We start from the raw sequence: 26,945 nt of genomic DNA on the forward strand, positions 1-26,945 counted from the left end.
AAAGGTATGGCAACACGTAAGGTCACACTCTCACTCGACAGTGGTGCGCTCGAGTTCGCCGAGCGGGCCGCCAAGGCACACGGGATCTCGGTCTCGTCGTGGTTGTCCAAGGCGGCCCGCAGGGAAGCCGTCCGCACCGGATACACCCCGCAGCGCGCTCCGGCCACGCCGTCCGCCGAATCGGACGAGGCCGAGCTGACAGCCGCGGAGAAGGATCTGCGTGCACAGGGGTGAAGTCTGGACGTATCACCCCCCGACCGAACCGGCACGGCAGCGCACCGTCGTCCTGCTGTCTTCGGACGGGGTGAACGAATCCGAGCGGCCGTGGCTGCTCGGCACCGAACTGCTGGACCGGGATCCGCAAGACATCCTCGGTGTCGCCGTCGACGCGCGTTATTGGGTCTCCACGCTGAACCTCACGCGCCTGTACCGGCCGTGGTTCGACGAGAAGATCGCGGAAATCGACCAAGAGGTCCAGGAGCGCATCGACATCGCGTTGCGCGCCGCGCTGGATCTCTAGCGGGCGACGACCTCGGGTGCGGCGTGCAGTTTGCGGTCGGCCCCGGAGAGGCACGACGCGTTGCCGCCGCGCGCGGCGAGGAACTCGTTGAGGCAGTTCGCGATCTGCGCGTGGCCGTTCGCGTTGGGGTGGAACGACTCCTGCAGCGCGTGGCTCGCGCGATCCACCTGACCGAGGTCGCTCAGCTGTAGCGTCAGCCTGCTGAACCACTCGTTCGCCGGGTCGCTGCTGCACGCCTCGCGGCCGGCGCCCGCCCGCGAAAGATCCAGGAACCGCGCGCTGGTCGCCCTCGATGCCTGCTTGAGCCCGTCCGAAAGGACGGAGACGCCGTCGCGGCGCATCCACTCCAGATCCTCCGTGCGGAACGGGCAGCCGTTGAGGCTGCGCAGCGCTTCCGGGATCTGAGGCCCGACGGGCGAGGCGTACGACATCAGCACGAGCTGGTAGTCCGCCGGGACGTAACCGGCCTGGGCCAGCACTTTCGCGACGTCGGCGACGGCGTTGGTCACCTTCGGCACCATGGCGTCCACTTTGGACTTCCAGGTCTTGCGGAGTTCCTCGCTGCACGATGGGCCCTGCGGGGAGAACCACGCCTTGAAGCACTCGCTGACCTGGGCGGAGAACTTCGGCTCGTCGTTCGCGCCGATCGCGATCACCACCGCGGCGACCCGGTGATCCTTGATCAGGTTCGCCAGCTGCTGGGCCTGCGACGGCTCGGTCCACTGCTTCGCCTCGCCGAGGGCGACCTGCTCCGACGGCGCCCCCGAACACGCGAGGTTCACGCGCGCGGTGACGTCGGGGATCTTGACCTGCTCGACGAAGGCGTTGGGGGAGCGGTGACACCAGTTGCCGCCCTGCCCGTTGGTCGTGGGCGTGTAGTTGCCCGCGCCCTCCCCGGAAACCGTGCTGTCGCCGATGGCGACGACCGTCAGCGGCCCCGTTCCCGGCGGGCCTTGGCGCGGGGACGGTTGCCCTGGGCGGCTTTCCGAACCGGTAAAGGCAATGAACCCGACGAGAACCACCACGAACGTGAGCGCGAGAGCACCCCACCACCACCGGAAACGTCGCATCGTCACCGGATTCTACGGAACCGCGGCCCCGACAGGGTGATCATGGTGGTGTGTGCCGGGTCTCGTGAGTGGCAAGGCTGGTCAGGGCGGACCCGTGTTTGGCTACCTACACCTGACCTGCGCGTGGGTGGCGGTTCCGCGGCCGTCACGGGGGAAGTTTCACCCCGCACCGAGACGAAGCAGGTCCCCGAGTGTGGAGGATTCAGGACGTTCAACGTCCCAAATCCTCCACACTCGACCACTACTCGCACCAGCGGGTAGGCAAATACCGGTCCGTCAGAACCGCCCTAGCCACTCACGAGTGCTGCGGGCGGGTGTCGCGAAAGCCACTTTCGGGACACCTGACGTCCCGAAAGTGGCTTTCGCGACGTCAGGTCGTACCGGGGCGGGATCGGAGTCGTGAGGGCGGTCAGCCGACCCAGCGTTGGATAGCTGTGTCGAGCAGCTTCCGCGCGTTGTCAGCGTTGTCAGCGGAGTCTTCGGAGACGTCGGCCCACGCGATGATCCCGTCCGGGCGCACGAAAAGGCTCGCGGTGTCGGCGGCCGGATCCGCCGTGTAGGCGACCTTGTCCGCCAACTCGTGGACAGCGTCGGCATACCGGCCGTCTGGCGAGCGGTCGACGAGTATGAAGCGGCCGTCGTGCGCGTGATCGGCGAGCCGGGCCCCGGACTTCAGCTCGACGTCCCCGGCGATCGAACCGACCGGAGCGGTGGCGTCGTCGGCGACGTCGTAGTGCTGCAGGATCCCGGAGGAGAGCGCGATCATGTGGTTGGTCGCGCCGGGGACGCCGAACAGTTCGTCGCCGACGACCTTCCGCAGCTGAGCGGTCCGTTCGTCACCGCGCATGAGCGCCACCTGCGCCCGCGTCCAGTCCAGGACCCACGCCCCGATCGGGTGCCGTTCGGAATGGTAGGTGTCGAGCAGCCCAGCGGGGGCCTGGCCGTTGATGGCCGCGGCGAGTTTCCAGCCGAGGTTCACGGCGTCGCCGAGGCCGAGGTTGAGCCCCTGGGCGCTGAACGGCGAGTGCACGTGAGCGGCGTCGCCGGCGAGGAAAACCCGGCCGTGGCGGTACGTCCGGACCTGGCGGGCGTTGTCCGACCACCGGGTCGCACGCCCCCGCAGTCCCGTGATCGTCACCGGCACGCCGGTGACGTCCCGTACCGCGGCCTGCAGCTCTTCGGCGGTCACGGGAGCGTTCTTGTCCTCGGGCTGCGGCGCGAACCTGGCCACGAGGATGCGTCCCGGAACCGGTCCGTAGGTGTAGATGCCGCGAGGTGTCCAGTTCCATCCGCGGCGCAGTTCGCTCGGGTCGTCGAAGTCCGCGATGGCCTGGTAGCCCACCAGTTCCGGATCGGTGCCCACGAAGTCGATGCCGAGCCGCTTGCGGATGACGCTCCGCCCGCCGTCGGCCGCGGCGACCCAGCCTGCGGTGAAGTCGCCCGCGCTGGTCTCGACGACCACGTCCGCGTCGTCGTCGAGTGCGGACCCGGTGCTCCGCAGGCCACGGACCTCGACACCGCGGCGGATCTCGACGCCCAGCCGGGCGCAATGCTCGCCGAGCAGCAGTTCGAGGTCGTGCTGCGGCACCAAGATCCCGTTCGCCACCGCCGTGTGGGCGGCCAGCACCGGATCGTCCTGGTCGATCAGGTCGTGCCGGAACATGATCCCGGCGAAATGCCCGACGACCGCGAACCGGCGGGACTTCCGGCCCGCCGCGGCCGTCAGTTCGCGCACGATCCGGTTCGTACGGCCGCCGGTGAAGGCGTTGGCCTCCGCCAGACGACGGCGCTGTACCTCCTCCGCGGCGGGCAGCAGGCCGCGCCGGTCCAGGATCTCGGCGCTGGCGACGTTGAGCGAGCCGGATTTGATCGTCGGATCGGGCTCCTCGAGCCGCTCCAGCACGGTCACCCGTACTCCTCGCAAGGCCAGCTCGCTGGCCAGGAACAGGCCGGTGGGCCCCGCGCCGACCACCACCACGTCGATTCGATTCATGACGCCTCCAAAGTTAACTCGATAAGCTTACTTGGTAAGCTTAATGAGTAAAGGTAAGGTTGTCACATGGCGAAGCGAGGGGATCGTGGCGGTGCGAAGACTCGGGCGCATATCGCCGCGGTCGCGACAGAGCTGTTCGTGGAGCGCGGTTTCGACGAGGTCACCGTCGCCGAGGTGGCCGCCGCGGCAGGCGTTTCGAAGGTCACGGTGTTCTCGCACTTCGATCGCAAGGAGGACATCGCGCTCGACCGGCTTCCGGACGCCGTCGGCATGGTGCGGGCGGCGATTCGCGAGCGGGCGGACGATGTCGGCCCCGTCGAAGCGCTGCGCGCCATGGCCATCGGGCTGGTAGAGGACCACCACCCGCTGTCCGGGTTGAGCGAGGGCGCCTTGCCGTTCATCCGCACCATCGCCGGGTCACGTGCGCTCATCTCACGGCTTCGCGAATTCGAGCACGAGATCGACGCGGAGCTGGCCGACGAACTCGACGACGACACCCGGTTCTCGGGGGACAGCGAGCTGGTCGCCGCCCTCGTCGTCGCCGCGTACCGCGCGGTCATCGTCGCGACGTTCCGGCGCCGTCTCGCCGGAGAGGATCTCGCGGAGCTCGCCGTGGCGCATCGTCAGCGGCTGGACTTCGCTTTCGCCGTGCTGTCGCGAGCCTTTCCGCACTGACGCGGGTTCAGCCGTCCATCCTGGACGCGAGGATCGCCGCGCCCGGCCCGGAAAGCTCACCCAGGGCCGTGGCCCGTCCGGTGATCGCCATCAGGATCGCCTCGCCGGGGCCGCGGAGTTCGAGGCCGGAGCCGGCCGACCAGCCGAGGTCCGTCGCGATGAGCCGGAGCCCGCGTGACCGCTTGTCGGCCTTGATCAGCCGGGCGTGGCGCGCGAAGGCCAGAGCGTGCCGCAGCCGCTCCGGCGGCACCTCACGGGGAAGCCCCAGCGGACGCCGGATGTCCTGCTGATGGACGAGGCTGTCGAGCAGCCCCACCCGGCCGCCGAACACCGACGTCAGGCCGTGCGGGTCGAGGTGTTCCTCGATCCGCGAGATCAGTTCGTCCGGTGTCCGATCGGGCCGGCGCCCGGCACTGAGCGCGTTCATCCGGTCCAGCCGCAGCCCGCCTCGGACGGCCTTGCCGAGCAGATCGCGGAAGCGCAGGGCGTCGTAGTCGACGACGTGGGCGACCACCTCCCGCACCGACCATTCCGGGCACAAGGTCCGCGCGTTCCATTGCTCGGGGGTCAGCGTCCGCAGGAACGCGGCGAAGTCCGTCCGTTCGTCCCGTACGAGTCGCGCGACCGATTCCACCGCTGACCTCCCGGAGTCATCTGTTGTAGTCGAGCCAACCGCAAACGTAGTAGCTGGTGTCTTCGTTCCGCTCGACGTTCCAGGAATAGACGACGTCGCCCGCGAGCTTGCCGGTCCGCGCGTTCCGCTGGGTGACCGTGGCCTGGACGGTCACGGACTCCTGTCCGGCGGGAACGGAGTACGGCAGCATCTGCCAGCGCTCGACGTAATGCCCGTGGAGTTCGAACCCGAGCAGGGTCTCCCGCAGCCGCGGGCAGGTCCCGCTGCGCAGCGCGGTCATGTCGTGATTGGCGAGCCCGTTCATGTAGACCTGGAAGACCCGGTCGATCGCGGCGGGTTCGAGGCTCGCCGCTGACGACGAGGCCGGTGCCGGAGGCGTCACGGTCAGGGTGTGGGTCTGGACCGGGGGAGCGGAGTACGACGTCGACGTCGTGGGTGGCATGTCGGAAGACGGGACCGGAAGCCCGCTCCGGCACGCCGAAAGGGACGCGCCGAGGCCGATCAGGAGAACGCCCGCCCGGACGCGCGATGTCAGAGGTCTCACTTCGCCGAAGCTAAACGGCGTTCATGAAATTCGGATGAAACTACCGGTGCCGCCTGCGTTCTCTTGAGGCGAGAGGCAAACGTGTCGTGCCGGGTGGCAAGTCCGTGAAGGCCTCAGCAGTTCTCCAGGAAGTGCCGCAGCACCCGTGTGCCGAACCGCAGTCCTTCGACCGGGACCCGCTCGTCCACCCCGTGCGCCATCGCGCGGTACGGGAAGCCTTCCGGGAGCCACAGCGGTGCGAAGCCATAGCAGTCGATCCCGAGCGGGCTGAACGCCTTCGCGTCCGTGCCGCCGCCCATGCAGTAGGGGACCACGACCGCTTCGGGGTCTTCCGAACGCAGCGCGTCCGCCATCGCGTCGAACCACGGCGAATCGACCGGTGCCTGGACCGGTGGCTGATGCGCGACGAACTCGCGGGTGACGCCCTCGCCGAGCAGCGCGTCGAGCTCGGCGAACAGCTCCGGTTCGGCACCGGGGAGGACCCGGACGTCCACCTGGGCCTCGGCCGAACTGGGGATCACGTTCACCTTGTAGCCGGCGTCGAGCATGGTCGGGGTCGTGCTGTTGCGGACGGTCGGCACCACCAGCGCCCCGGCCGGCCCGAGCCGCGCGATCGTTCCGTCCACATCGGACAGATCGACCGGGACGCCGAGGGCTTCCCCGGTGCGTTCGAGGAAAGCCTGGACCGTCGGCGTCAGCTGGACCGGCCAGCGATGCGCGGCGATCCTGCCGAGCGCGGTGACCAGCCGGGTGACCGCGTTCTCGTCGTTGGGGCGCGACCCGTGCCCCGCGCGACCTTTCGCGGTCAGCCGCAGGTGCGCGGTGCCGCGTTCGGCCGTGGCCACCGGATAGAGCTGTACGGTCCGGCCGTCGGCGGCGGGCACGTGGTAGGTGTACGCGCCCGATTCGCTGATCGCGGCCGCGCAGCCGTCGAACAGGTCCCGGTGCGCCGAGGCGAGCCAGTGCGCGCCGTAGTCGCCCTTGTCCTCCTCATCGGCCACGAAGGCCAGCACGAGGTCCCGTCGCGGCCGGAAACCGGTGGCGAGGGCGGCGAGCACCATCGCGATGAAGTCCTTCATGTCGACGGCGCCGCGGCCCCAGAGGAACCCGTCGCGGACCTCGCCCGAGAACGGGTCCACCGACCAGTCGGCGGCGTCGGCCGGGACGACGTCGAGATGTCCCTGCACGAGCAGGGCGGGCAAGCTCGGGTCGGTGCCGGGCACCCGTGCGATCACGTTCGCGCGCCGGGGCGCCGATTCGATGATCTTCGAGTCGATCCCGAGTTCGGACAGCAGCGACGCGACGTACTCGGCGGCCTCGCGTTCTCCCTCGGAGTCCCCGTTGCCCCGGTTCGTCGTGTCGAACCGGATCAACCGCGAGCAGACGTCGACAACATCGAGCTCAGCCATAGATACCCTGCACCGCCCCCGCAGCGATCGCCGTGACGATCTTGAACGCCTTCATCGCTTCGGTCATGTCCGGCGCGTCGAAACCGACCCGCCGCACGCCGATCTGTTCCACCGTCGGGATCACCGCCGCGGCCTGCGCGAGATGGCTCGCGTCGAACTCGACCTCGATCCGGTGGGGAGTGGTGAACCGCTCGACCCGGCCCGCCCGGTTCATCGAGTCCGCCGCGGCCGAGGACAGCAGTTCGGCGGTCCTGGCAGGAGGCAGGCAAATCGCGGCGTAGCGGCTGACGCACTCCTTGACCGTGACCAGCTCGGCCTCCGGCGCGTAGTCCTGGGCGTCGTCGCAGGCCTTGTCGTCACCGGAGACGACCAAGACCGGGACGCCGTATTCGGCGGCCATCGCGGCGTTGAGCCTGCCTTCGCTGGCGGGGACGTCGTCGAGCCACACCCCGGTGATCTGATTCTCCAGGTAGGTGTGGGAAAGCACGCCGTCGAAACCGGCGCCGGCGTGATAGCCGAGGAAGACGACCCCGTCCACGCCGGTTTCGATCCCCTGCATCATCGAGAGCGGCTTGTGCCTGCCGGTGAGCATGCGCGCACGGCCGTCGAGGTCTTCGAGCAGGAGGTTCCGCTGGGACGAATGCGCCTCGTTGACCAGCACGTCGGTGGCGCCCGCGTCGAACAGGCCGGCGATGGTGGCGTTGACGTCGCCGGTGAACAGGCGCCGGAATCGCTGCCACTGTTCCGTGCCGGGGATGACGTCCTCGGTCCAGGTGACGCCGGTGGCGCCCTCCATGTCCGCCGAGATCATGATGCGCATGCCGGGCACCCTAGCCGAGGCTCTTTGCCCCCGCTTCCGGGATCAGGGCCAGGAACCGGAACGCGGGTAGACCGCCCAGGCGCGCTCCCAGGCCGCGGCCCGGTGCCGGTTCAGGACCAGCCGGACGGCCCGGTGGAGCAGGACGAGCCCGGCGACCACCGCGAACCAGAGCCAGAGACCGACGAGCACGGAATCGAACACGGCCGTCGACGCGGTCCGCGGGGCGGCGGTGAGCTCACCGCGGGCGTCGATCCAGATCGGCACGGGCGATCCAGCGGGACTGCCCGGCGTCGCGAAGACGCCGCCGTTGTGCCGGGCGCCGCGGGTGTCGGTCCAGGTCGCCTCGGTGGCGGAATCGTCGGTCCCGACGCTCTCGCTGTCGACGATGCGGACGGGCGCGGCCTTCACCAGGTACGCGGTGGTGGCTTGACGTCCGGCCGCGTCGGTCGCGGCGGCCGCCACCTGCCTGCCGTGATTCGCCGAGCCGACGGCGGCCGCGACGGGGACGGCGAGGAGCGCCGCGAGGATGACGAGTTTGAGGACGAGGGCTTCGAACCGGTCCGAGCCGCGGGCCAGCGAGTTGTGACCGGGGAAGAGCCGTCGCCGGAACCGGGCGATCGGACCGCTGGACCCGTGCACGAGGAACCCCATTCCCTCAGATCGCGAAAACCTCCGGTCTCGATTCTCGGTCACCGGAGCGCCGCTGTCGCGGTATGGGGACACAGACCACTCTGTGAACCTGTACACAACCTTTAATTCGTTTTACCCGCCCGCGTTCTCCCGCTACCGTTCTCGGCATGGGGATTTTCTTCACTCTGTGATTCTCGTCTTCGACGCGGCCCTGGCGTAGAGCCTTCGCTCCGCCGGGCCGCGTCCTTCCGCATGTTCTTTTTCCTTGCGAGAATCAGGAGGACGCCCCTGTGCGTACCCCGCATCGAAATCCCGGAACACAACTCGTGCTTTCCGGCGTCACGAAACGTTTCGACGACCATGTCGTGCTCGACCAGGTCTCCTTCAGCGTCAAACCGGGGGAGAAGGCGGGAGTCATCGGCGACAACGGCTCGGGCAAGTCCACCCTGTTGAGGCTGATCGCTTGCCGCGATCGGGCGGACAACGGCACGGTGACCGTCACGGCGCCCGGAGGCGTCGGCTATCTCCCGCAGACGCTGGAGCTGTCCGGCACCGCCACGGTCGGGGACGCGATCGACCTCGCGCTGGCCGACCTCCGGGAGCTGGAATCCCGGTTGCGGGCGGCCGAGACTTCGCTGGAAACCGCCGAAGACCTGGCCGTTTACGGCGATCTCGTGACCGCCTACGAAGCCCGCGGCGGCTACGAGGCCGACGCCAGGGTGGAAGTCGCCCTGCACGGACTCGGTCAGCCGGGCCTCGATCGCGGCCGCGCGCTGGGCAGCCTGTCCGGTGGACAGCGGTCGCGGCTGGCGCTCGCGGCCACCTTGGCCGCGTCGCCCGAACTGCTGTTGCTGGACGAGCCGACCAACGATCTCGACGACGAAGCCGTCGCCTGGCTGGAGAACCACCTCCGCGGGCATCGCGGCCGTCTCGTCGCGATCACCCACGACCGGACGTTCCTCAGCCGGGTCACCACCACGATCCTCGAGGTCGACGCCGACCGGCGGACCGTGCACCGGCACGGCAACGGCTACGCGGGTTATCTCGCGGCGAAGGAGGCCGCGCGGGCCAGGTGGGCCCGCGAGTACGAGGAGTGGCGGCTGGAGAAGTCCCGGTACGAAAGGATGGCGGACGTCAACATCGACCGGTTCTCGGCGATCCCGCGCAAGGCCCCGGCGGCCTTCAGCGGAGCGGGCGCGTTCCGGGCCCGGTCACGGGCGCACGGGGCGATGAGCCGGATCCGGTCGGCTCGCGAGCGGATCCAGCGGCTCGACGCGGACCCGGTCCCGCCACCACCGCAACCGCTCCGGTTCGCCGCGAGGATCGCCGCCGGTGAGGCGGAAGCCGACCGGTACGTCGTCAAGGTGGACGGTGTGTCGGTGGACGGCCGCCTGCCGCGGACGTCGCTCAGCGTGCTGCCCGGTGAGCGGGTGCTCGTGACCGGACCCAACGGGGCGGGGAAAACGACCCTGATGCGGGTGCTCGCCGGTGAACTGGCGCCGTCGACAGGGTCGGCGGAGCGAGCAGGCCGGATCGGGTTCCTGCACCAGAACGGCGGGCTCGCCGTCGACGCCCGGACCGTCCTGGCGGTCTTCGCCGGAGACAGCGACAGTGACGATGACGAGGAAGCGGCCGAGCGGCTGCTGTCGCTGGGCCTGTTCCGGGCGCCGGATCTGCGCAAGCCGGTGCGGGACCTGTCCGTCGGGCAGCGTCGCAGGCTGGAACTGGCGAGGCTGGTGACGGCCAGGACCGACCTGCTGCTGCTCGACGAGCCGACGAACCACCTCGCCCCGGACCTCGTGGAGGAGATGGAGCAGGCGCTCGCGGAGTACTCCGGCGCGCTGGTGGTCGTCACGCACGACCGGCGGATGCGCCGGACGTTCGAGGGCAGGCGGCTGGAATTGGTCACCTCAGCGGCGTGAGAGGTCCGTCCACTTTGGCCGGGTTGAGACAGCTGTTCAGCCCGTCGACGAGAGAGCAGGTTCCGGGACCGCGCTTGAGCCGGTAGCCCTGCGGAACGCCGCCCGCGGTGACCAGTGCCTGGTACGCGGGAACGGCGTCCGTGGGGCGCCGGGTCAGCGCGGGGTCGGTGAGAGCGTCCACTGTGTACAGTCCGAAGCGGGCGCGGTAGCTGCCCCATTCGTAGTTGTCGGTGAGGCTCCAGTAGTTGTAGCCGATGAGGTTCATCCCGTCGGCCTTCGCTCGCTGGAGCCAGTACACGGTGTCGCGCACGTGGTCGCCGCGGGTGTAGTCCGCGTCGCGGAGCTTGCCGTTGTCGGTCGCCATGCCGTTCTCGACGATGTAGAGCGGCAGGCGCGGGAACCGGTTGTGGTAGCTGCGCAGCGCGTAGTAGATGCCTTCGGGCTGGAGCTTGACGTCCCAGAACTTGCCGGAGGCGGCGGCGAACACCGTCCAGTTGTCGACGCTGAGGCCGTAGTAGTAGTCGATGCCGATGAAGTCGAGCTTGTCCTTGACCTGGTCGAGGAAGAACCAGTCGGCCATCCCGTTGACCCCGGTGATGTAGGCCTGGTTGCTGGTGACCTTCGACGTCGGATCGAGTTCGTGGATCAGGTCGTAGGCCCGCCGGTGCGCCTGGACGACGTTGGACTGCGCCGCGAAGTACCGCGCGGTGCTCAGCGCGCCGACCTTCTGTTCGTTCTGGAGGAAGACGAGCGGCTCGTTGAACGTCACCCAAAGGACGTCTTGCCCGGCATAGCGCTGGACGATCTTCCGGCTGAAGTCCAGCCACGCGTCGGCCGTCCGTGTCTCGGCCCAGCCACCCTGGTCCAGCGCCCAGCCGGGGTAGACCCAGTGGTTGAGCGTGATCATCGGGGTCATGCCCGCGGCCCGGACGTGCCGGAGCACGTCGTCGTAGAAGGCCAGTTCGGTCTCGTCCCACTTGCCGGGGGAGGGCTCGACGCGGGCCCACTCGACGCCGAAGCGATAGGTGGTGACGCCGAGCCCCGCCGCGAGGCGGATGTCGTCGGCGTAGCGGTGCCGGAAGTCGACGGAATCCCGGTACTCGTCGACACCGTCCTTGCCTGCGGAGCGGTCGACGAACCGCTTCCAGTTGCTGTCCGGGGCGCTGCCCTCGGACTGGTAACCCGACGACGCCACGCCCCAGTAGAAGTCACGGGACCAGCCGTCATCCTGCGATGCGGACGCGTTCACGGCCGAAAGTGTCGCGCATAGTGAGACGGCGAGAAGGAAACCGAGTCCTCGGCGTAATCTTCTCCGATGCTCCGGCCACTTCGTCCATCGTTCACCGGTGTCCGCCATCTTCCGGACGCTAACCGGGGTGAACGGTGTGAACAAGCGGCCGTCCGGGGACTTCGACGATGACGTTGGGGAGATGATCGACTTGACCGGCAGCACGGTCCGCCATGCCGTCTATCTGCCGCCTTTCGGCCCGTTCGGTGAGCCAGGGGTGCTCGTCGACCTCGCCGTACGCGCCGAGGCCGCTGGCTGGGACGGCTTTTTCCTGTGGGACCACGTGGTCGCGGACACGATGCCCATCGCGGATCCGTGGACCACGCTCGGCGCCATCGCGCATGCCACCAGCAGGCTGTTGTTCGGGCCGATGATCACGCCACCCGCCCGGCGCCGCCCGTGGGTGGTCGCCCGGCACGCGTCGACGGTCAGCAGGCTCTCCGGCGGGCGGCTGATCCTCGGCACCGGGCTCGGCTCGGACGAATCCGGTGACTTCAGCCGATTCGGTGAACAGACCGACCTGCTGACCCGGTCGGCGATGTTCGACGAAGGCCTCGACGTCATCCGCGCGATCTGGTCCGGCAGGCGATTCGACCACGACGGCGCGCACTACCAGGTCGCGCTCGCCGAGGCGCCGCCCGAGCCGTTCCCGATCCCGATCTGGGTGGCGAGTTCCACCGACAATCCGCGCGTGGTCCGGCGGGCCGCGTTGTGCGACGGGATCTTCCCGAACCCGGAGGACCACACCCCGACCGCCGAGGAGATCGCCGACACCCACCGCGCGCTCAGTCTCGCCGGGCTCGAGCCGGGGCGTCCTTTCGACGTCGCGGTCGCGGGGAACGCGAGCCTCGCGTGGGAGGAGCCGATCAAGGTCGATCTCCCCGCGCTGGGCCAGGCCGGGATGACGTGGTGGATGGAATCGCTGATGTCCCACGATCCGCTGGAGCTTTCCCAGAAGATCGTGGACGCCGGCCCGCCGCGGTGGTCATGACGAGCGCACTGGCCAGGAGCGGCGGCAGGGCCCACAGCGCGGCGGTGAGGTAACCGTCCCGGTCGGGGAGCATGCTTCCGTCCGGGGTGGCGGCGGCGAGCAAGGAACCGGCCAGGGCGCTGCCGAGACTGAAACCGATACTGCGGATGATCTGGTTGATCGAGAGCACGCTGGCGGTCTCTTCCTGCGGCACGCCGACGAGGACGAGCTTGGGCATCAAGGCGAAGACACCCCCGACGGCGAAGCCGAGCATGGCGATCGCGGCGAGGACGGCCAGGAACGATTCACTGGCGGCGACGAACAACAGCGCGCCCACGATGGCGATCGCCGCGGACAGCGCGTAGGTCCATCGTTCGGTGATGCGTGCGGCAAGGCGGGGCACTGCCTTGCCCGCGAGGAATCCGAGCAGGGAGAACGGGATCAGCGCCGCACCGGCGGCGACACCGGGGAGCGCGAATCCGTACTGGGCGCCGCCGGGGGTCTGGACGTAGCGCGTGAGCAGGCTGAACAGCAAGTACAACCCCAACCCGGCGATCAGGATCGCCGAGTTCGCGCGCAGGACGGGCCCTTGGCGCAGCAACCGGAGGTTCACCAGCGGCGCTTCGGCGCGCAGTTCGATGATCACCCAGACGGCGAGGATCGCGACAGAACCGGCGAGGACGCCACCGGCGAGCCAACCGGTCTTCCAGATCGAGGGGTGAGCGATGACCAAGAGAAGTCCGAGCGAGCCCAAGGCGAGGAGAATCGCGCCCGCGACGTCGATCCGAGGGCGTTCTCCCGGCTCCTCGACAGGCAGCGCGCGCCACGCGATCACCAGCCCGGCGACGGACAACACGAATCCGAGCCCGTAGGCGGCACGCAGCCCGGCGAGCTGGTCGAGCAGGCTGATCACCGGGTACCCGACCCCGATACCCACTGTCGACGCGACGGACAACAGGGCGATCGTCGACGCCGACCGCTCCGGCGGCAGATGCGCGCGGGCGACGCTCATCAACAGCGCGCCCACGGCCACCCCGAGGCCCTGCAGAGCGCGGCCGATCAGCAAGGCCACGAACGGAAGCGGGAGAACCGTCAGCAGGCCGCCCGCCGCGACCAAGGTGAGGGTGGTCAGGATCGTGGTGCGGCGAAACGGGCCGCTGCCGAGCCTGCCGAGGACTGGGCCCGCGATCGCACCGGCGAACAAGGTGACCGTAAGGGTCCACTGCGCGGCATCGAGAGACACGTGCAACCCGGTGGCGACCGGAGTGATGAGAGGCGCTCCGACACTGCCGATCACCGCCGCCGACAACGCCGTGCACACCAGCGCCGTGCTCAGCCGCCCGCTCATCGGTTCGTGTCGGACGTGATGTGCGCGAACAATCCCGGCTGGATCCTGGTGCGGACACCGTCCGCCCAGCCCGCGTCGACGTGCTCGACGTCCATCGCGGCCCCGGCGTTCAACAGCATCCCGAAGGCGAGGAATGTCTTCACGGACACCGGTTCGAGCCCGGTGCCCTCCTCGGTCGTATCCCACATCCGCGCGAAACACGCCCGTACCGCGTCCCGCACCTCGGGGTCGCCGCACGCGGCGAAACCCTGAAGCTGCAGCAGTAAGCCGGTCCGGTCGGCCAGCTGGTCGAAGTACCGGGCGCCCATCGCCGAAAGCGCGTCCAGACCGTCCTTTCCCGCGCCCGCCTCGCGCATTCCATCGCTGACGGCCTCGAACGCCGCCTGGACGAGTTCGAGGAACAGGGCCTTCTTCGTCCCGAACATCCTGAAGATGTAGGCCTGCGTGATCCCGGCCTCCCGCGCGATCGCCTCTGTCGAAGCCCCGTGCAACCCGTGGTCGGCGAACTCCTTCGCCGCGATGGTCAGCACCTGGGCTCGTCGTTCGGTTCCGCTCATCCGTCCGGCCATGACTGCCAAGTTACTGGTTACTAACTACTAAATAAAGGTGATGTGCGTCTACCGCCGTACCTCGCGTGATTGGGGACGTGACTCACGTGATTGAGCCCGTAACTCGCGTGCGCGGGCCCGTAACTCGCGTGATTGAGCCCGGAACTCACGTGATCGGTTTCAGATCACGTGAGTTCCGCCTCTGATCACGCGAGTCACGTCCCCGAGTACGCGAGTTCCGGGCCCGCGCATGTGAGTGCTGTGTCCATAGTGGACAGACGTTACATCCTTCGCGGGATTCCGTTGCTCCGAACGACTTCACCGTCCTTGCGGTGCGGCGCGGCTTTGATAGCGTCACCGTGGGCGTCCTGCGAACCAGTGACGTCGGGGGAAGAGGTGGGGGATGAACGACGAGCCGGACGGGACGAGACTCGACGGGCACCACGCGATACACCTGGAAACCGGGGTCGCGCTGATCAACGCCCTGACCGGAGACCATGTCCACGGCAAACCGAAACCCGCGCCGGTCGGCCACGACCTGGTCCGTGCCGCCGCCGAGGCGCTCAGGCAGTCGGACGGTCAGGTGGATCTCCCGGTGGCGGAACGGCTTCGTGCGGTCGCCTCGCGGCTGCGGGAGATCATCGAGTCGCTCTCCCGGCGGGAGTACGACCAGGCGGCCGGGCTGCTCAACCGGATGCTCGCCGACAGCAAGGCCCGTCCGCACCTGCACCGGCACGGCGATCAGTCGTGGCATCTGCATTTCCACAGCCCCGACGCCGATCTCGTGCAGCAGTGGACGGCGGGGCTGGCGGTGTCGGTGGCCGCGGCGCTCGGTGACCACATTCCGCATCGCGTCGGGCTGTGCGCGGCGCCGCGCTGCGATCAGGTGTACATCGACGCGAGTCAGGCGCAGATCAAGCGGTTCTGCGGGCTGGCCTGCCAGAACCGGGTGAAGGCCGCCGCGTACCGCGCCCGCCGGTCAGGTCCGTGAACCGGGCGGCGTCGCGTCGATGTACCACTCGCGGCTGAACGCGAAACCGAAGAGCGGTGCGGGAAGCCGGGTCACGACGCGCATCAGTGGCGCGAGTCTGCCGGTCCCCTCGACCTGTGAGGAATGAGCGGCGATCGCGGCCTGCTTCTGGCGCGCGAAACGCCGGATGTCGAAGACGTGGGTGATCTCGGAGCGGGCACTGTAGGCGCGGAGCAGGGCGTCGACGTCGTAGCGGAACGGTATCCGTGCCAGGCGCACGATCCGCACCAGCCGGGCGACGGTGTCGCGGGGGATGGTGGCTTCCAGCAGCCGGACGTCGCCGGCGAGTTCCGCCGCCCGTTTGCCGACTTCGTGCACTTTGACGTGGTCGCGGTGGCCGTAGCCCCCGTTGCGGTCGTAGCTCAGCAGCACGGATGCCCGCTCCTCGCGCAGGATCGCGACGAGCCGTGCCGCCGCTTCGTCGGTGCTCGCGCGGACGAACCGGACCCAGCCCGGCGGATCCGGGTAGAGGATCGCGCCGTGGCCGCTGCCGGCGTATCCGAGGTGGACGACCCGCTCGACGCCCAGCACCTTCGCGCTCGCCTCGAGTTCCGCACGACGTGACGCGTCGGCGCCTTTCATGTCGATCGTGGCGACCACCAGGACGACCCGGTGCCCGTCGGCCGCGGCGCGGGCGAGGGTTCCGCCGGTCAGCAGCGCTTCGTCGTCGGGGTGCGCGTGGAAGGCCACGATGGTCGTCACGCTCCGAGCATGCCCGAGGTCGCGGAAACAGTCGGTGGTCAAGTCTTGACCGTCCGTCGATCTCGTGGGTAATCTCTCCTTTACTTTCCAATAGTAAGGAAAGTTTCCTATTTAATCCCGCCGCCCTGACCGTCGGCGCACCGACGCCGGTGCCGTCGACGCGAGAGGAGAAGCCGAATGCGTTGGGACAAGATCCGTCTCCGGGTGACGGCCGCGCTGGCCGCCGGACTGCTGGCCCCGGTCGCCGCCGCGAGCACCTCGATGGCGACCGAGACCGCGGCAGAACCCGCAACGCAGGCAGCCGCCGCGCTGCCGCCGGGCAGTCCGGCGGCGATCAACGGACAGCTGAAGGTCTGCGGCCTCCAGCTCTGCAACTCCGCGGGTAAGCCGATCCAGCTCCGTGGCATGAGCACCCACGGAATCCAGTGGTACAGCCAGTGTGTGAAGACCGCTTCGCTCGACGCGCTGGCCAACGACTGGAAGGCCGACGTCCTCCGGATCTCCATGTACATCCAGGAAGGCGGCTACGAGACCAACCCGCGCAAGTTCACCGACATGGTGCACGGGTACATCGAAGAAGCCACCAAACGCGGGTTGTACGCCCTGGTCGACTGGCACCAGCTGACCCCTGGTGACCCGAACGCGAACCTCGGCCGCGCCAAGACGTTCTTCACCGAGATCGCCCAGCGGCACAAGGACAAGACCAACATCATCTACGACATCGCCAACGAGCCCAACAACGTCAGCTGGGACCGCGTCCGCAGCTACGCGGAGCAGATGATCCCGGTCATCCGCGCCCAGGACCCGGACGGTGTCGTGCTCGTGGGCACCCACGGGTGGGGCTCGCTCGGCATCTCCGACGGTCGCGACGAGACCGACGTCATCAACAACCCGGTGCGTGCCACCAACTTCATGTACACGTTCCACTTCTACGCGGCGTCGCACAGAACCGAGTACTTCACCGCGCTGAGCCGGGCCGCGAGCAAGATCCCGCTGTTCGTGACCGAGTTCGGCACCCAGACCGCCAGTGGTGACGGCGGGAACGATTTCACCAACTCCCAGAAGTACCTGGACTTCCTGGCGTCGAAGAAGATCAGCTGGACCAACTGGAACTTTTCCGACGACAACCGTTCGGGAGCGGTGTTCAAACCGGGCACCTGCGCGGGCAGTTCGTTCACCGGCACGGCTCCGCTGAAGCCCGCCGGTGCCTGGATCCGGGACCGCATCCGCACCGCGGACGACTTCCCGACCTCCTGATCCCGGCAGCGCGCAACCCATGAGGTGTCTCCTCGGAGCGAGTTCCGAGGAGGCACCTCATGGCATTTCAGTCGAGGGGTTCGAAGTCGAGAGCGGCGAGGCGGTCCGGGTCGGCGAGGATGTCGATCGCCGCGATCCTGCCGTCCACGACGGTGAACGCGAAGACCGTCGCCGGGACGCCGTCCTTGGTGATGACCATCCCGGCCGCGCCGTTGACCAGCGCGGGGTGCGGTACCCCGCCGTCGCCCGTCGCCCGGAACATGAGCGCCTGACTCGCGACCGTGGCCGCCCCGCGCACGAAGCGGGAGGTCCCCGCGGGAGCCGCGCCGCCCTCGGCACGAAGGATGACGTCCGGGTCGAGTACCGAGACCAGCGCGTCGAAGTCGCCGTCCCGCGCGGCCGCGAAGAACGCGTCGACGACAGCCCGCTGACGGCCCAGATCCGCGTCCGGGACCGTCGGTGAACCTTGCAGACGACGTCGGGCACGGCTGGCGAGCTGCCGGGTCGCCGCGGAAGACCGGCCCACGATCGGCGCGATCTCGTCGAACGGCAGGGCGAACATGTCGTGCAGTACGAACGCGAGCCGCTCGGCGGGGTCCAGCGTGTCGAGCACGACCAGGAGGGCCAGTCCGACCGAGTCCGCCAGCAGGGCCTGATGCTCCGGGTCGATCCCGCCCTCGCGGCCGATGATCGGGTCGGGGAGCTGCGCGCCGACCGGGTCCTCCTGCCGCGACTTGCGCGAGCGCAGCATGTCGAGGCAGATCCGGCCGACAACGGTGGTCAGCCAGCCGCCGAGGTTGTCCACGTCTTCGCTACCTGCCCGGCTGAGCCGCAGCCAAGCCTCCTGAACGGCGTCGTCCGCCTCGCTGAGCGAACCGAGCATCCGGTACGCCACCGCCCTCAGGTGTGTCCGGTGCCCTTCGAAGCGCCGCGCCAGCCAGTCGTGTTCGTCCACGTTCCCCATCCTTCATCGCTCAGTCGTAACCCTGACGTGTGGGGGAACGAAGATGTGACAGGCCCTCAGCCGCGGGTGCCCGCCTCGATCGCCGGGGTGCGCATCGTGTTCGCCGCTGCGCCCACATGCGTCCCGAGGGTCAGTACGATCGCGACGGCGACGATGGCGAGGTAGAACGCGATCGTCTGGTCCGGTACGAGCCTGCCGGTCCTGGCGACGCTGTACGGAATGACGGTGACGACAGCCGCGAGCGAGCCGAACAAGACGCCGACGATCACCAGGACGGTGCCTTCGGTGCCGACCAGCCGCAGGACCTGTGAAGGCGTCGATCCGATGAGCCGCTGCTGACCGAATTCCCGGCGTCGTCCGACGATCGCCGCCACGACGGTGTTCACCAGCATCACCGCGGCGAACAGCGCGATCATGCCGACGACGACGTAGTTCAGGGTCTCGAGGCTGCGCGCGATCTTCACCGGCGCGGTACCGGCGGCGTTCTCGATGCCCTGCAGGTACAGCGTGCCGGTCGCGATCCCGGTGAACAGGATGATCGGCACCAGCACCCCGGCGAGCTGACGGCTTCGTACGCGAAGGTGTGCCGCGGTGAGATGCCCGCTGACGCCCGCTCGGCGTAGCGGGGCGGCCAGCACGGCGGCGATCGGGCCGAGCAACGCGGGGGAGAGGAGCGCGAAACCGATCGCGGCGAGGATCCCGCCCTGACCACCGATCGCCATCAGCGCGGGTTCGGTTCCGGTGAACACGGTCATCGTCACCACACCGCAGCCAAGCCCGGACGCCAGCACGATCGACGCGCCGAACACGCGGAGCCTGCCGACCGGCCGGGTGTCCACGCCCGCCTCGCGAATCGCCTCCACCGCCCCGCGCCTGGTCACCTGGCGTGCGGCGACGACCGCGGCGGCCAAAGCCGCGAGAAGCGTGATGCCGGTACCCATCGAGACCGCGAGCGGGCCGAACCGCGCCTCCAGCCCGGCCGGTACACGCCCGGTGTCGCCGAGCAGCCCGACCAGCCACCGTCCCGCGAAGACCGACGGCACGACCGCGGTGGCCGAGGCGAGGACGGCGACGACCGCCGCCTCGCCGACGATCATCCGGCCGATCTGCGAGGGCGTCGCACCGGCGGTCTTGAGCAACGCCATTTCCGGAGCGCGCTGCCGGATCAGCAGTGACAGCGTCGAGAGGGTCGCGAACAGGACGATCACCAGACCCCAGCCGCCGACCACGCTCGCCATGATCAGCAGTGTCTTCCCGGCTTCCGGGCCTGCGGCCGTCCGGGTGTCCATAAGGGACGCGAACGTCATCAGGATCGTGGCGCCGAGGAACAACGCGACGAAGCTCGCGATGAACCCGGCCGGACGACGGCGAAGCGACGAGAAAACGAGTTTGGTCGCGATCATGCGGACGGCCCTCCCCAGGGGTTTGCCGCCAGGTTAGGGAGAGAGGAGGGCGCCGGACAGGGGACAGGCCCCCGTATGCGAGGTGGGGGTGGCCCTACCGTTTCGGGTAGCCACCGTCGACCTCCTTCACCGGCTTGTGCGGGAACCGGCGCTCGGCGTAGGCCTTCGCCGCCGAACCCTCCCGCACGTACAGGGTCTCCACCTTGTCCTGCAACGGTTTCACCACGGTCCCGAGGAACCCCCGGCGGTCGTCGAGGTAGGGCCCGAGCACGTCCTCGCCCGCCGGGCAGACGGCCATGCAGTACGCGGCCTTGTAGTTCGGCTTGAACGCGAGGCTCTGCCACATCGACACGTTCTCCGAGTCGGTCACCCGCGACCGGAAGTCGGCGGCGTCCTCGCTGTCGGCCACGGTCTGGACCCAGTCGGTGAAGCCGCTCATGAACTCGCGGTAATTGTGCGTCGAGCAGGCGAGGAAGTCGAATTCGCCGGTCTTCGAGATCGCCCCGATCGGACAGGCCGCGACGCACAGTTTGCATTCGAGGCAAGGGTTGTAGTCGAGGGCTTCGCCGTGGGCGGACACCTCGGCGTCGACCAGCAATGTCGCCAGGAGCACGAAGTTGCCGAACTTCGGGTGGATCACGTTGCGGTGCAGTCCCATGGCGCCGAGCCCGGCCGCGACGGCGACCGTCTTGTGCGCGACCACCCAGATCCGGCCGGGATAGTTCTCCATCTCCATCGGGAACGTCGCCGACGGATTGATCGCGCGGTATCCGGCGTCCTGCAGTTCACGGACGATCGTGTGACCTGCCTCGTTGATGATCTCGCCGCTGCGATGGAACTCCTGATTCGCCACGCTGCGCGCGGGGGAGCGGACGTCGTCGCGGTTCATCCGCACCACGAGCGAGACCAGGGTCTTGGTCCCCGGCAGCGCTCGCAGGACGTGCTCGCGTTCGCCCGCCAGATCCGGATGATCGAGCGAGACGGCCGCCGCGTCGTCGGCACCGGCGGCGAGACAGATCTCCTTGAGCCAGGCCGCGTCGATCATCGGCGACGGTTTGTCGCGTGGGTTGGCGAGCACGGCCTGTACGGACGGATGGCCTGCCAGTTTCTTGGGGAGCCGGTCGGTCACAACGCCTCCAGGATGGTCGCGTTGGCCTGGCCGCCGCCTTCGCACATCGCCTGCAGGCCGTACCGGGCGCCGTGGTGGTGCAGCGCGTTGACCAGGGTGCCCATCAGCCGGGTTCCGCTCGCGCCGAGGGGATGGCCCAGCGCGATCGCGCCACCGTGGACGTTGACCTTGGCCGGATCGGCCCCCGTCTCCTGCTGCCACGCGAGCACGACACTGGCGAACGCCTCGTTGATCTCGAACAGGTCGATGTCCGCCAGTCGCAGCCCCGCGCGCCGGAGCACCTTCTCCGTCGCAGGGATGACGCCGGTGAGCATGAGCAGCGGGTCGGATCCGGTGACGGCGAAACTGTGCAGGCGGGCGCGGGGCCGGAGACCCAGCCGGGCCGCGGTCTCGCTGGAGGTGATGAGCACGGCGGAGGCACCGTCGTTGATCGGGCTGCTGTTGCCCGCGGTCACCGACCAGTCGATCTGCGGGAATCGCTCGGCCACGGCCGGGTCCTGGAACGCGGGGCGCAGCTTGGCGAGTGTTTCGAGATCGGTGCCAGGCCGGATGGACTGGTCGGTGGACACCAGGCCTGACGGTGTCTCGATCGGCACGAGCTGGCTGGCGAACCTCCCGAGCTCGTGCGCCCGCGCCGCCTTCCGATGCGAAGACACGGCGAACTCGTCCATCGCCTCGCGGGTGAGCGACCACTTGGCGGCGATGAGTTCCGCGCTGACTCCTTGTGGCACCAGGCCTTCCGGATAGCGCTCCGCGACGCCGGGGCCGAGGGGATCGGTGCCGGGCAGCACGTTCGACCACATCGGGACGCGGCTCATGGACTCGACGCCACAGGCGATGACGACGTCGTACGCGCCGGCCATCACGCCCTGCGCGGCGAAGTGCACGGCTTGCTGGCTGCTCCCGCACTGCCGGTCGACGGTGGTCGCGGGCACGCTTTCCGGCAGCCCGGCCGCGAGCGCCGCCCACCGCGTGACGTTCTGGGCCTGTTCGCCGACCTGATCGACCGCGCCCCCGATGACGTCGTCGATCAGGGCCGGGTCGATCCCGTTGCGTTCGACCAGCGCACGCAACGTGTGGGCGAGCAGTTGGACCGGATGGACCTCGTGCAGGGCTCCGCCGGGCTTGCCCTTGCCGATCGGGGTACGGACGGCGTCGACGATGACCGCGTCGTGCACGGCTGCCTCCAGAAGTGAGTTGGGATCTCCAACTCACTGTGGCATCGAGTGGGTTGGAAATCAAGACTCACTGGGTTTACGCTGGTCGCATGACCGAAGGACCGAGGGACTGCTCGATCGCCAACGCGATGGAGGTGATCGGGGAGCGCTGGAGCCTGCTCGCGCTGCGCGAGGTGTTCTTCGGGGCGCGGCGGTTCGACCAGATCGTCCGCAACACCGGGGCGAGCCGCGACATCCTGACCGCGCGGCTGCGCAAGCTCGTCGAGGCGGGAATCCTCGAAAAACGGCTCTACGAGGAGCATCCGCCGCGCTACGAGTACGTGCTCACCGAGGCGGGGCACGCCCTCCACCATGTGCTGCTGAACCTCATGTCGTGGGGCGACCGGTATGTCACGGTAGGGCCGCCGCCGACGGTGTGGCGCCATGCGTGCGGCGAGGAGCTCGCGCCGGAGACGGTGTGCGCGCACTGCCGCGAACCGTTGCGCGAGAAGGACATGACGCTGGTGCGGAGCAGCCGGCGCGCTCGCGGCTCGTGAGTTGGCCCCAGCAGTCCGTGAAGGCCTCCTTGAGGGACTCTGAGTCCCTCAAGGAGGCCTTCACGGACTTGCCACTCACGAGACTTCAGGTGGTTTTCCACTCCCGTGCGATCATTCGCATGAGCGCCGGATAGATGATCAGGTACCGGAACGGTTTGATGAATCCCATGTACGCCCGGCCGAACAGGCCGTTGGGTTTGACCAGGACCGCCATCTGACCGCGATACCGGCCCGGCTCGTCCTCGATCCAAGCGATGTGCAGGACGCCGTGCATGGTCCGGTTCGCCATCTCGGCGGCGAACTCATCGTCGAGCCGGTAGAGCGGAGTGAACGGCATCCAGTCCTCATCCGGGCCGGTGGGTGTGTCGCGGAGGTCTTCGGGCAACCTGTCGCGGAGTGATTCCACCCGCGTGTCGAGACCTGAGTTCGGTTTGTCCAGCCCGAGCAGTCCGCCGAGCTTCCAGCGCAGCGCCCACAGTGCCCGGACGGGGAGTGGTGTCCCCTTCGCGAGGTCGCCTGCCGAGAACTGCGTCACCAGCTTGTCGAAATCATCGGGTCCGCCGGGTGTTTCCAGTGCCCAGACGTCTTCGAGGTCGAAGCCCCCGGCGATTTCGTGGATCCGCCAGGAGCGCGTGGTGTGGGCCGTGTCCGCGAGTTTCATGCCGACACCAGCTGGACGATCTCGCGCGGGCGGACCTCACGGTCGTCGAAGGCGACGTCCACGTCCGCTGTGCCCAGTGCTTGCATCGAAGCCGCCTGTGCCGACTCGGATTCCCAGTGCACGATCGACACCACGGCGTCGCCGTCGGCGGTGACCCAGCACTCGGCGCCGAGGCAGCCCGGAGTGGAGCGCAGGACGTCCGCGACTCGCTGGACTCGCGAGACGAATTCGCTGTGATGGTCGGCGTGCGGGTAATGCGTTGCCACGAATCCGACAGTCATGTCGTTGTTCCTCCCAGTGAACTCCGCCATCTATACGGTAGCGTATATATCGTCGTCGTGGTGCCGGGGTGACGGGGGATACGGTGATCACATGGCCGCCGAAACCCGGACCCCGCCGAACGCCTGGATCGACGCGGGACTGCTCGCCCTCGCCGCCGGAGGCCCCGGCGCCGTTCGCGTCGAGGCGCTCGCGAAAGCCCTGGGTGTCACCAAGGGCGGCTTCTACGGCCATTTCGCGGACAGGGGCGCACTGCTCGAAGAAATGCTCGCCACCTGGGAGCGGATGAGTACCGATCTGCTGTTCGAAACCGTCGAGCGCGGAGGCGGCGACGCCAGGGCGAAGATCCGGCGCGCGGGCCTGCTCGCCGGCGACCGCCTGCTGCCGATCGACCTCGCGATCCGCGACTGGGCCCGGCGCGACCCGGTGGTGGCCGAACGGCTCCGGCGGGTCGACAACCAGCGGATGGATTACCTGCGCTCACTCATGCGCGAGATCTTCGCCGACGAGGACGAGGTCGAAGCCCGCTGCCTGCTCGCGTTTTCGCTGCTGGTCGGCAAACACTTCATGGCCGCGGACCACGGCGGTCGCAGCCGGGACGCGGTCACCGAGCTGGCCGGGAGCCTGATTCTCGGCGGCGGGCCCGGACATGACAGCTGAAGCGGGACAGCGGCTCCTTGCTTGCCTGCGCGAGCTTCAGGAGACCACCACGTGGACGGTCGACGTCACCGGGCCGAGGTGGCGGCTAGGAGGGGCGACCTGGCAGGCCGCCGTGGACGTCGAACCGCGGCGCTACCTCGGGCTGGCGTTCGAGGCGCTGGACCCCGTGACCGGCAAGCGCGCCACCTATGACATCGACACCGATCTGTACGACCTGTCGCAGGACAAGTACCGCGAGTTCGCGGGGGAGATCGAACGCGACATCATCGAATTCCTCGGCAACCTGAAGAAGAAAGCCGTACTGCGCGGGAACAGCGGATCGAAGTTCGTGCTCGTCTTCCCCCTGGACGGCTCCTGCGTTCGGGTCGTCCAGGGCCGCTTCATGTCCAGCGGGTCCTCACATCCAGATCCGGCCGCGGCGCGGATCGGCGGTGACTACGTCCCGGTCGAATGACGAGCCGGTGCACTCTCGTACCTGGTCAGGACCACCCCGCCGGGAAACGTCCGCGTCTCGACCAGGTTCAGGTTCGCCCGGCTGTCAAGCGTCGTGAAGAACGGTGTGCCGCTACCCACCAGGACCGGATGGGTGACGACCTCGTACTCGTCGACCAGCCCTGCCCGCATGGCCGCTCCGGCGAGCGTCGCACCGCCGACCCTCATCGGCCCGCCGTCCTCGGCCTTGAGCCGGGTGATCTCGGCGATCGCGTCGCCGGTCACCACACGGGTGTCCCAGTCGGCCTTGTCGATCGTCCTGGAGGAGAACACCACCTTCGGCGTTTCCCGCCAGTTCCGCGCGAACTCGATCTCCGCCGTGGTGGCGCCCGGCCGCTGGTCACCTGTCGGCCAGTGGGAACTCATCGTCTCCCACAGCCTGCGCCCGTACAGGAACAGGTCGATCGCCTGCTCCCGCTCGAGCCACCACTGGAACAGCTCGTCACTCGACGCGCCCCAGCCGATGTCACCATCGGTCGCGGCGATGTAGCCGTCCAGGCTGAGGTTCATGCCGTAGATCAGTTTCCGCATGGCGCCATCCTTCAGGCAGCCCTCAGTCGTCGTCCTCTTCGGGTGTCGTCGGGACCTGCTTGCGCGCGACGTAGATGAGCAGCCCGATGATCACCACGGGGCCGACGAAGATGAGGATCTCGTCCCAGCCGCCCTGGTGCATCATCATCACCCGCGCCGCGATGGTCATGAGCCGGAGACCAGCGCGATCCCGAGCGCGGTGTAGCCGATCATCAGCGCCAGCATGGGGTACTGACCCACCTTGACGTAGTTCGCGCGCAGCACACCGACGGACCGATCATGTGCCGAGGTTACGGCCAGCACGTGCCCGACGACGATTCCGGCGATCTGCACCAGCGCGATCACGCCGGTCGAGACGACCGTGTAGTCGATCGCACGGCCGAAACCCTGCTGCCCGGAGAACACGGCGAACGAGAAGTAATGCGCGACGGTGTAGCCGACCATGATCGGGATCAGTGACGGCGCGAACGCGGAATACGGCTCGAACCCGCGGCGCAGATACGGCCTGGTCAGGCTGATGGCGCCCGCGTACGCGCCATAGGTGAGCGCGATGCAGGCCGCGAGCCCGGCGGTGCCGCCGAGGACACCGGCGTCCAGCGACGTCCAGAAGGGGAGACGGGTCAGGCCGTCGAACGCCGTCGAGCCGAGCACCACCAGGACCAGCGCGGTCAGCCACGGCGCGGGGGAGATGGTGAGCAGCCCGTCCAGCGGATTCCGGACCACGAGACGCCCGTCGCCACGCCTGCCGAAGGGGGAGAGGGCCCCGATCAGGCGAGCGTAGACCTCGAAAGCGTCACCACGGTCGAACCAACCCGGACCGAAGACGACACCGAAAGCAATGTGTATAACGGCATATACGGTAGCGAAAAGAGCGATGGCTCGCGGCGAGTCCGAATGCGGGAACACAAGTTCCAGCCAAAGAAAGGCAAGGAGGCCCGCGATCGCGGGCAGGTAGCCCAGCCGGTCCGGGAGTTCGCGATGACGGGCCGGGATCAGCGACGCGACCGTCCTCAGTGGATTCAGTCGCCGCCAGGCCGGCCCGAACAAAAGTGAAAGCGGCACCAGGCCGACCCAGAACCAGGCGTAGAACCAGGCGGGAGCCGGATTGTCGGCCGAACTGTCCGGTCCGGCCCAGGCTGTCGCCAGGAACCCCGCGAAAAGCACCAAGCCGACCACGCGTGACGCGACCCGCGTGAAGGTGCTGTCGGCGAACCGCTCCAGTGGGAGGGGGAGTGCGCGGCCGGCGTCCGCACCGCGGAGTCTGGGCTCCTTCCAGAACGCGGTGAGCGCGAAGAAGGAGACCACGACGGCCGCCGCTCCCGCGTAGAGCGCGAGCCACAGCGGGACCGGCAGATCGGACCGGCCGCCGAGACCGTGCGCCAGGATCATCCGCTCACCCGGAGCTTGGTCACCGCCGCGCCACTCTTGTGCAGTTCCACCTCGAAGATCCCGTCGATGTTCGCGGTGAAGGCGACGGTCCCCGGAACGCCGGGAGCCAGCTGTGCTGCCTTGTCGTAACCATGGACGTGCAGTTCGTCCGCCTGGTCGGAGGTGACCTCCAGTGCGACGTTCTCCCCGGTGCGCACCGCGACCTCCTCCGGTCCCGCCGTGCGCTTGCCCTCGGTGATCGAGAACTTCACGGTCCTGGTGCCGGTGCCCGGAGGCTGTTCGGTACCGCTCGATCCCGAACAGCCGGTCACGGCCAGCAGTGCGGCCACGGTGATCCCGCAGATTCCGCCGATCCTCCGCATC

General features: G+C 68.6%; 30 protein-coding genes and 1 pseudogene. 10 read left to right on the forward strand and 21 right to left on the reverse strand.

Features of this window, described 5'->3' with window-relative positions:
- Nucleotides 1–6: 6 nt before the first annotated feature.
- Nucleotides 7–234 carry a hypothetical protein gene (locus AMYAL_RS0131125; RefSeq protein WP_020635196.1) on the forward strand — a complete coding sequence of 76 codons (228 nt, stop codon included), beginning with the start codon at nt 7–9 and terminating at the stop codon, nt 232–234.
- The gene (locus tag AMYAL_RS0131130) at nt 221–520 is read left to right on the forward strand and encodes a hypothetical protein (protein ID WP_005150941.1); all 300 of its coding nucleotides are present in this window, start codon (nt 221–223) and stop codon (nt 518–520) included. The genes AMYAL_RS0131125 and AMYAL_RS0131130 overlap by 14 nt, the downstream gene beginning before the upstream one ends.
- Here the strand turns inward: AMYAL_RS0131130 and AMYAL_RS0131135 are convergent.
- Both AMYAL_RS0131135 and AMYAL_RS0131140 read right to left on the reverse strand, forming a co-directional pair.
- Nucleotides 517–1,590 carry a GDSL-type esterase/lipase family protein gene (locus AMYAL_RS0131135; protein ID WP_026467593.1) on the reverse strand — a complete coding sequence of 358 codons (1,074 nt, stop codon included), beginning with the start codon at nt 1,588–1,590 and terminating at the stop codon, nt 517–519. The two genes, AMYAL_RS0131130 and AMYAL_RS0131135, sit on opposite strands and share 4 nt — an antisense overlap.
- 409 nt (nt 1,591–1,999) lie before the next feature.
- Nucleotides 2,000–3,583 carry an FAD-dependent oxidoreductase gene (locus AMYAL_RS0131140; RefSeq protein WP_020635198.1) on the reverse strand — a complete coding sequence of 528 codons (1,584 nt, stop codon included), beginning with the start codon at nt 3,581–3,583 and terminating at the stop codon, nt 2,000–2,002.
- A gap of 66 nt (nt 3,584–3,649) precedes the next feature.
- On the opposite strand from AMYAL_RS0131140, the gene AMYAL_RS0131145 reads away from it, so the two are divergent.
- Nucleotides 3,650–4,258, forward strand: coding sequence for a TetR/AcrR family transcriptional regulator (locus tag AMYAL_RS0131145; RefSeq protein WP_020635199.1), 609 nt, complete (start codon nt 3,650–3,652; stop codon nt 4,256–4,258).
- A gap of 7 nt (nt 4,259–4,265) precedes the next feature.
- On the opposite strand, the gene AMYAL_RS0131150 is transcribed toward AMYAL_RS0131145, so the two are convergent.
- The 5 genes from AMYAL_RS0131150 to AMYAL_RS0131170 all read right to left on the reverse strand — a co-directional run bounded on the left by AMYAL_RS0131150 (nt 4,266) and on the right by AMYAL_RS0131170 (nt 8,304).
- The gene (locus AMYAL_RS0131150) at nt 4,266–4,892 is read right to left on the reverse strand and encodes a maleylpyruvate isomerase family mycothiol-dependent enzyme (RefSeq protein WP_020635200.1); all 627 of its coding nucleotides are present in this window, start codon (nt 4,890–4,892) and stop codon (nt 4,266–4,268) included.
- A gap of 16 nt (nt 4,893–4,908) precedes the next feature.
- On the reverse strand, nt 4,909–5,436 hold the full coding sequence (locus tag AMYAL_RS0131155; protein ID WP_245193161.1) for a hypothetical protein: 528 nt from the start codon (nt 5,434–5,436) through the stop codon (nt 4,909–4,911).
- Nucleotides 5,437–5,549: 113 nt separating this feature from the next.
- Nucleotides 5,550–6,845 (reverse strand): M20/M25/M40 family metallo-hydrolase, encoded by a 1,296-nt coding sequence (locus tag AMYAL_RS0131160; protein ID WP_020635202.1) that lies wholly within the window; start codon nt 6,843–6,845, stop codon nt 5,550–5,552.
- Nucleotides 6,838–7,665, reverse strand: a complete 828-nt coding sequence (locus AMYAL_RS0131165; protein ID WP_020635203.1) for a M55 family metallopeptidase — start codon at nt 7,663–7,665, stop codon at nt 6,838–6,840. Before AMYAL_RS0131165 ends, AMYAL_RS0131160 begins: the two co-directional genes overlap by 8 nt.
- A 42-nt stretch (nt 7,666–7,707) precedes the next feature.
- A complete protein-coding gene (locus AMYAL_RS0131170) occupies nt 7,708–8,304 on the reverse strand; it encodes an Rv1733c family protein (RefSeq protein WP_026467594.1) in 597 nt (198 codons plus the stop codon).
- A gap of 281 nt (nt 8,305–8,585) precedes the next feature.
- Between AMYAL_RS0131170 and abc-f the strand changes: the two genes are divergently transcribed.
- Nucleotides 8,586–10,217 (forward strand): ribosomal protection-like ABC-F family protein, encoded by a 1,632-nt coding sequence (abc-f, locus tag AMYAL_RS0131175; protein ID WP_026467595.1) that lies wholly within the window; start codon nt 8,586–8,588, stop codon nt 10,215–10,217.
- On the opposite strand, the gene AMYAL_RS0131180 is transcribed toward abc-f, so the two are convergent.
- Nucleotides 10,201–11,466 (reverse strand): family 1 glycosylhydrolase, encoded by a 1,266-nt coding sequence (locus AMYAL_RS0131180; protein ID WP_020635206.1) that lies wholly within the window; start codon nt 11,464–11,466, stop codon nt 10,201–10,203. The genes abc-f and AMYAL_RS0131180 overlap by 17 nt on opposite strands.
- A gap of 181 nt (nt 11,467–11,647) precedes the next feature.
- On the opposite strand from AMYAL_RS0131180, the pseudogene AMYAL_RS48645 reads away from it, so the two are divergent.
- A pseudogene (locus tag AMYAL_RS48645) lies at nt 11,648–12,343 on the forward strand (LLM class flavin-dependent oxidoreductase); the annotation flags it as partial.
- 28 nt (nt 12,344–12,371) lie between these two features.
- On the opposite strand, the gene AMYAL_RS0131190 reads toward AMYAL_RS48645, so the two are convergent.
- Both AMYAL_RS0131190 and AMYAL_RS0131195 read right to left on the reverse strand, forming a co-directional pair.
- On the reverse strand, nt 12,372–13,823 hold the full coding sequence (locus tag AMYAL_RS0131190; protein ID WP_020635209.1) for an MFS transporter: 1,452 nt from the start codon (nt 13,821–13,823) through the stop codon (nt 12,372–12,374).
- On the reverse strand, nt 13,820–14,392 hold the full coding sequence (locus tag AMYAL_RS0131195) for a TetR/AcrR family transcriptional regulator (RefSeq protein WP_245193163.1): 573 nt from the start codon (nt 14,390–14,392) through the stop codon (nt 13,820–13,822). The genes AMYAL_RS0131190 and AMYAL_RS0131195 overlap by 4 nt, the downstream gene beginning before the upstream one ends.
- Nucleotides 14,393–14,774: 382 nt before the next feature.
- On the opposite strand from AMYAL_RS0131195, the gene AMYAL_RS0131200 reads away from it, so the two are divergent.
- Nucleotides 14,775–15,362 carry a CGNR zinc finger domain-containing protein gene (locus AMYAL_RS0131200; protein WP_020635211.1) on the forward strand — a complete coding sequence of 196 codons (588 nt, stop codon included), beginning with the start codon at nt 14,775–14,777 and terminating at the stop codon, nt 15,360–15,362.
- Here AMYAL_RS0131200 and AMYAL_RS0131205 read toward each other — a convergent pair.
- Complete coding sequence (locus tag AMYAL_RS0131205) at nt 15,351–16,103, reverse strand: PIG-L family deacetylase (RefSeq protein WP_026467598.1); 753 nt, start codon at nt 16,101–16,103, stop codon at nt 15,351–15,353. The genes AMYAL_RS0131200 and AMYAL_RS0131205 overlap by 12 nt on opposite strands.
- 177 nt (nt 16,104–16,280) lie before the next feature.
- On the opposite strand from AMYAL_RS0131205, the gene AMYAL_RS0131210 reads away from it, so the two are divergent.
- Nucleotides 16,281–17,360, forward strand: coding sequence for a glycoside hydrolase family 5 protein (locus AMYAL_RS0131210; RefSeq protein WP_020635213.1), 1,080 nt, complete (start codon nt 16,281–16,283; stop codon nt 17,358–17,360).
- Between the two features lie 67 nt (nt 17,361–17,427).
- Here the strand turns inward: AMYAL_RS0131210 and sigJ are convergent, their stop codons facing one another.
- From sigJ to AMYAL_RS0131230, 4 genes are all read right to left on the reverse strand, one after another.
- Nucleotides 17,428–18,315, reverse strand: coding sequence for an RNA polymerase sigma factor SigJ (gene sigJ, locus AMYAL_RS0131215; RefSeq protein ID WP_026467599.1), 888 nt, complete (start codon nt 18,313–18,315; stop codon nt 17,428–17,430).
- 65 nt (nt 18,316–18,380) lie between these two features.
- On the reverse strand, nt 18,381–19,727 hold the full coding sequence (locus AMYAL_RS0131220; protein ID WP_020635215.1) for an FtsX-like permease family protein: 1,347 nt from the start codon (nt 19,725–19,727) through the stop codon (nt 18,381–18,383).
- Nucleotides 19,728–19,821: 94 nt separating this feature from the next.
- A complete protein-coding gene (locus AMYAL_RS0131225; RefSeq protein WP_020635216.1) occupies nt 19,822–20,856 on the reverse strand; it encodes a (4Fe-4S)-binding protein in 1,035 nt (344 codons plus the stop codon).
- A complete protein-coding gene (locus AMYAL_RS0131230) occupies nt 20,853–22,034 on the reverse strand; it encodes a thiolase family protein (protein ID WP_020635217.1) in 1,182 nt (393 codons plus the stop codon). Before AMYAL_RS0131230 ends, AMYAL_RS0131225 begins: the two co-directional genes overlap by 4 nt.
- A gap of 89 nt (nt 22,035–22,123) precedes the next feature.
- Between AMYAL_RS0131230 and AMYAL_RS0131235 the strand changes: the two genes are divergently transcribed.
- Entirely contained in the window at nt 22,124–22,570 is a 447-nt protein-coding gene (locus AMYAL_RS0131235; RefSeq protein WP_020635218.1) for a winged helix-turn-helix transcriptional regulator, read from the forward strand.
- A gap of 85 nt (nt 22,571–22,655) precedes the next feature.
- Here AMYAL_RS0131235 and AMYAL_RS0131240 read toward each other — a convergent pair whose 3' ends face one another.
- Entirely contained in the window at nt 22,656–23,231 is a 576-nt protein-coding gene (locus tag AMYAL_RS0131240; protein WP_020635219.1) for a DUF2867 domain-containing protein, read from the reverse strand.
- Entirely contained in the window at nt 23,228–23,512 is a 285-nt protein-coding gene (locus AMYAL_RS0131245; protein ID WP_020635220.1) for an antibiotic biosynthesis monooxygenase, read from the reverse strand. The genes AMYAL_RS0131240 and AMYAL_RS0131245 overlap by 4 nt, the downstream gene beginning before the upstream one ends.
- Nucleotides 23,513–23,603: 91 nt before the next feature.
- Between AMYAL_RS0131245 and AMYAL_RS0131250 the strand changes: the two genes are divergently transcribed.
- Together AMYAL_RS0131250 and AMYAL_RS50145 are read left to right on the forward strand one after the other, a co-directional pair.
- The gene (locus AMYAL_RS0131250) at nt 23,604–24,170 is read left to right on the forward strand and encodes a TetR/AcrR family transcriptional regulator (RefSeq protein ID WP_020635221.1); all 567 of its coding nucleotides are present in this window, start codon (nt 23,604–23,606) and stop codon (nt 24,168–24,170) included.
- On the forward strand, nt 24,160–24,624 hold the full coding sequence (locus tag AMYAL_RS50145) for a hypothetical protein (RefSeq protein WP_026467600.1): 465 nt from the start codon (nt 24,160–24,162) through the stop codon (nt 24,622–24,624). The genes AMYAL_RS0131250 and AMYAL_RS50145 overlap by 11 nt, the downstream gene beginning before the upstream one ends.
- On the opposite strand, the gene AMYAL_RS0131260 is transcribed toward AMYAL_RS50145, so the two are convergent.
- From AMYAL_RS0131260 to AMYAL_RS0131275, 4 genes are read right to left on the reverse strand one after another with little or no spacing between them, the layout of a single operon-like run.
- Nucleotides 24,606–25,193 carry a dihydrofolate reductase family protein gene (locus tag AMYAL_RS0131260; protein WP_020635223.1) on the reverse strand — a complete coding sequence of 196 codons (588 nt, stop codon included), beginning with the start codon at nt 25,191–25,193 and terminating at the stop codon, nt 24,606–24,608. The genes AMYAL_RS50145 and AMYAL_RS0131260 overlap by 19 nt on opposite strands.
- A 22-nt stretch (nt 25,194–25,215) precedes the next feature.
- Complete coding sequence (locus tag AMYAL_RS49970; protein WP_020635224.1) at nt 25,216–25,362, reverse strand: hypothetical protein; 147 nt, start codon at nt 25,360–25,362, stop codon at nt 25,216–25,218.
- Nucleotides 25,359–26,582 carry a hypothetical protein gene (locus tag AMYAL_RS0131270; protein WP_020635225.1) on the reverse strand — a complete coding sequence of 408 codons (1,224 nt, stop codon included), beginning with the start codon at nt 26,580–26,582 and terminating at the stop codon, nt 25,359–25,361. Before AMYAL_RS0131270 ends, AMYAL_RS49970 begins: the two co-directional genes overlap by 4 nt.
- On the reverse strand, nt 26,579–26,944 hold the full coding sequence (locus tag AMYAL_RS0131275; RefSeq protein WP_020635226.1) for a cupredoxin domain-containing protein: 366 nt from the start codon (nt 26,942–26,944) through the stop codon (nt 26,579–26,581). The genes AMYAL_RS0131270 and AMYAL_RS0131275 overlap by 4 nt, the downstream gene beginning before the upstream one ends.
- Nucleotide 26,945 lies beyond the last annotated feature (1 nt).

This window comes from Amycolatopsis alba DSM 44262 (genome assembly GCF_000384215.1).
Lineage (GTDB): Bacteria > Actinomycetota > Actinomycetes > Mycobacteriales > Pseudonocardiaceae > Amycolatopsis > Amycolatopsis alba.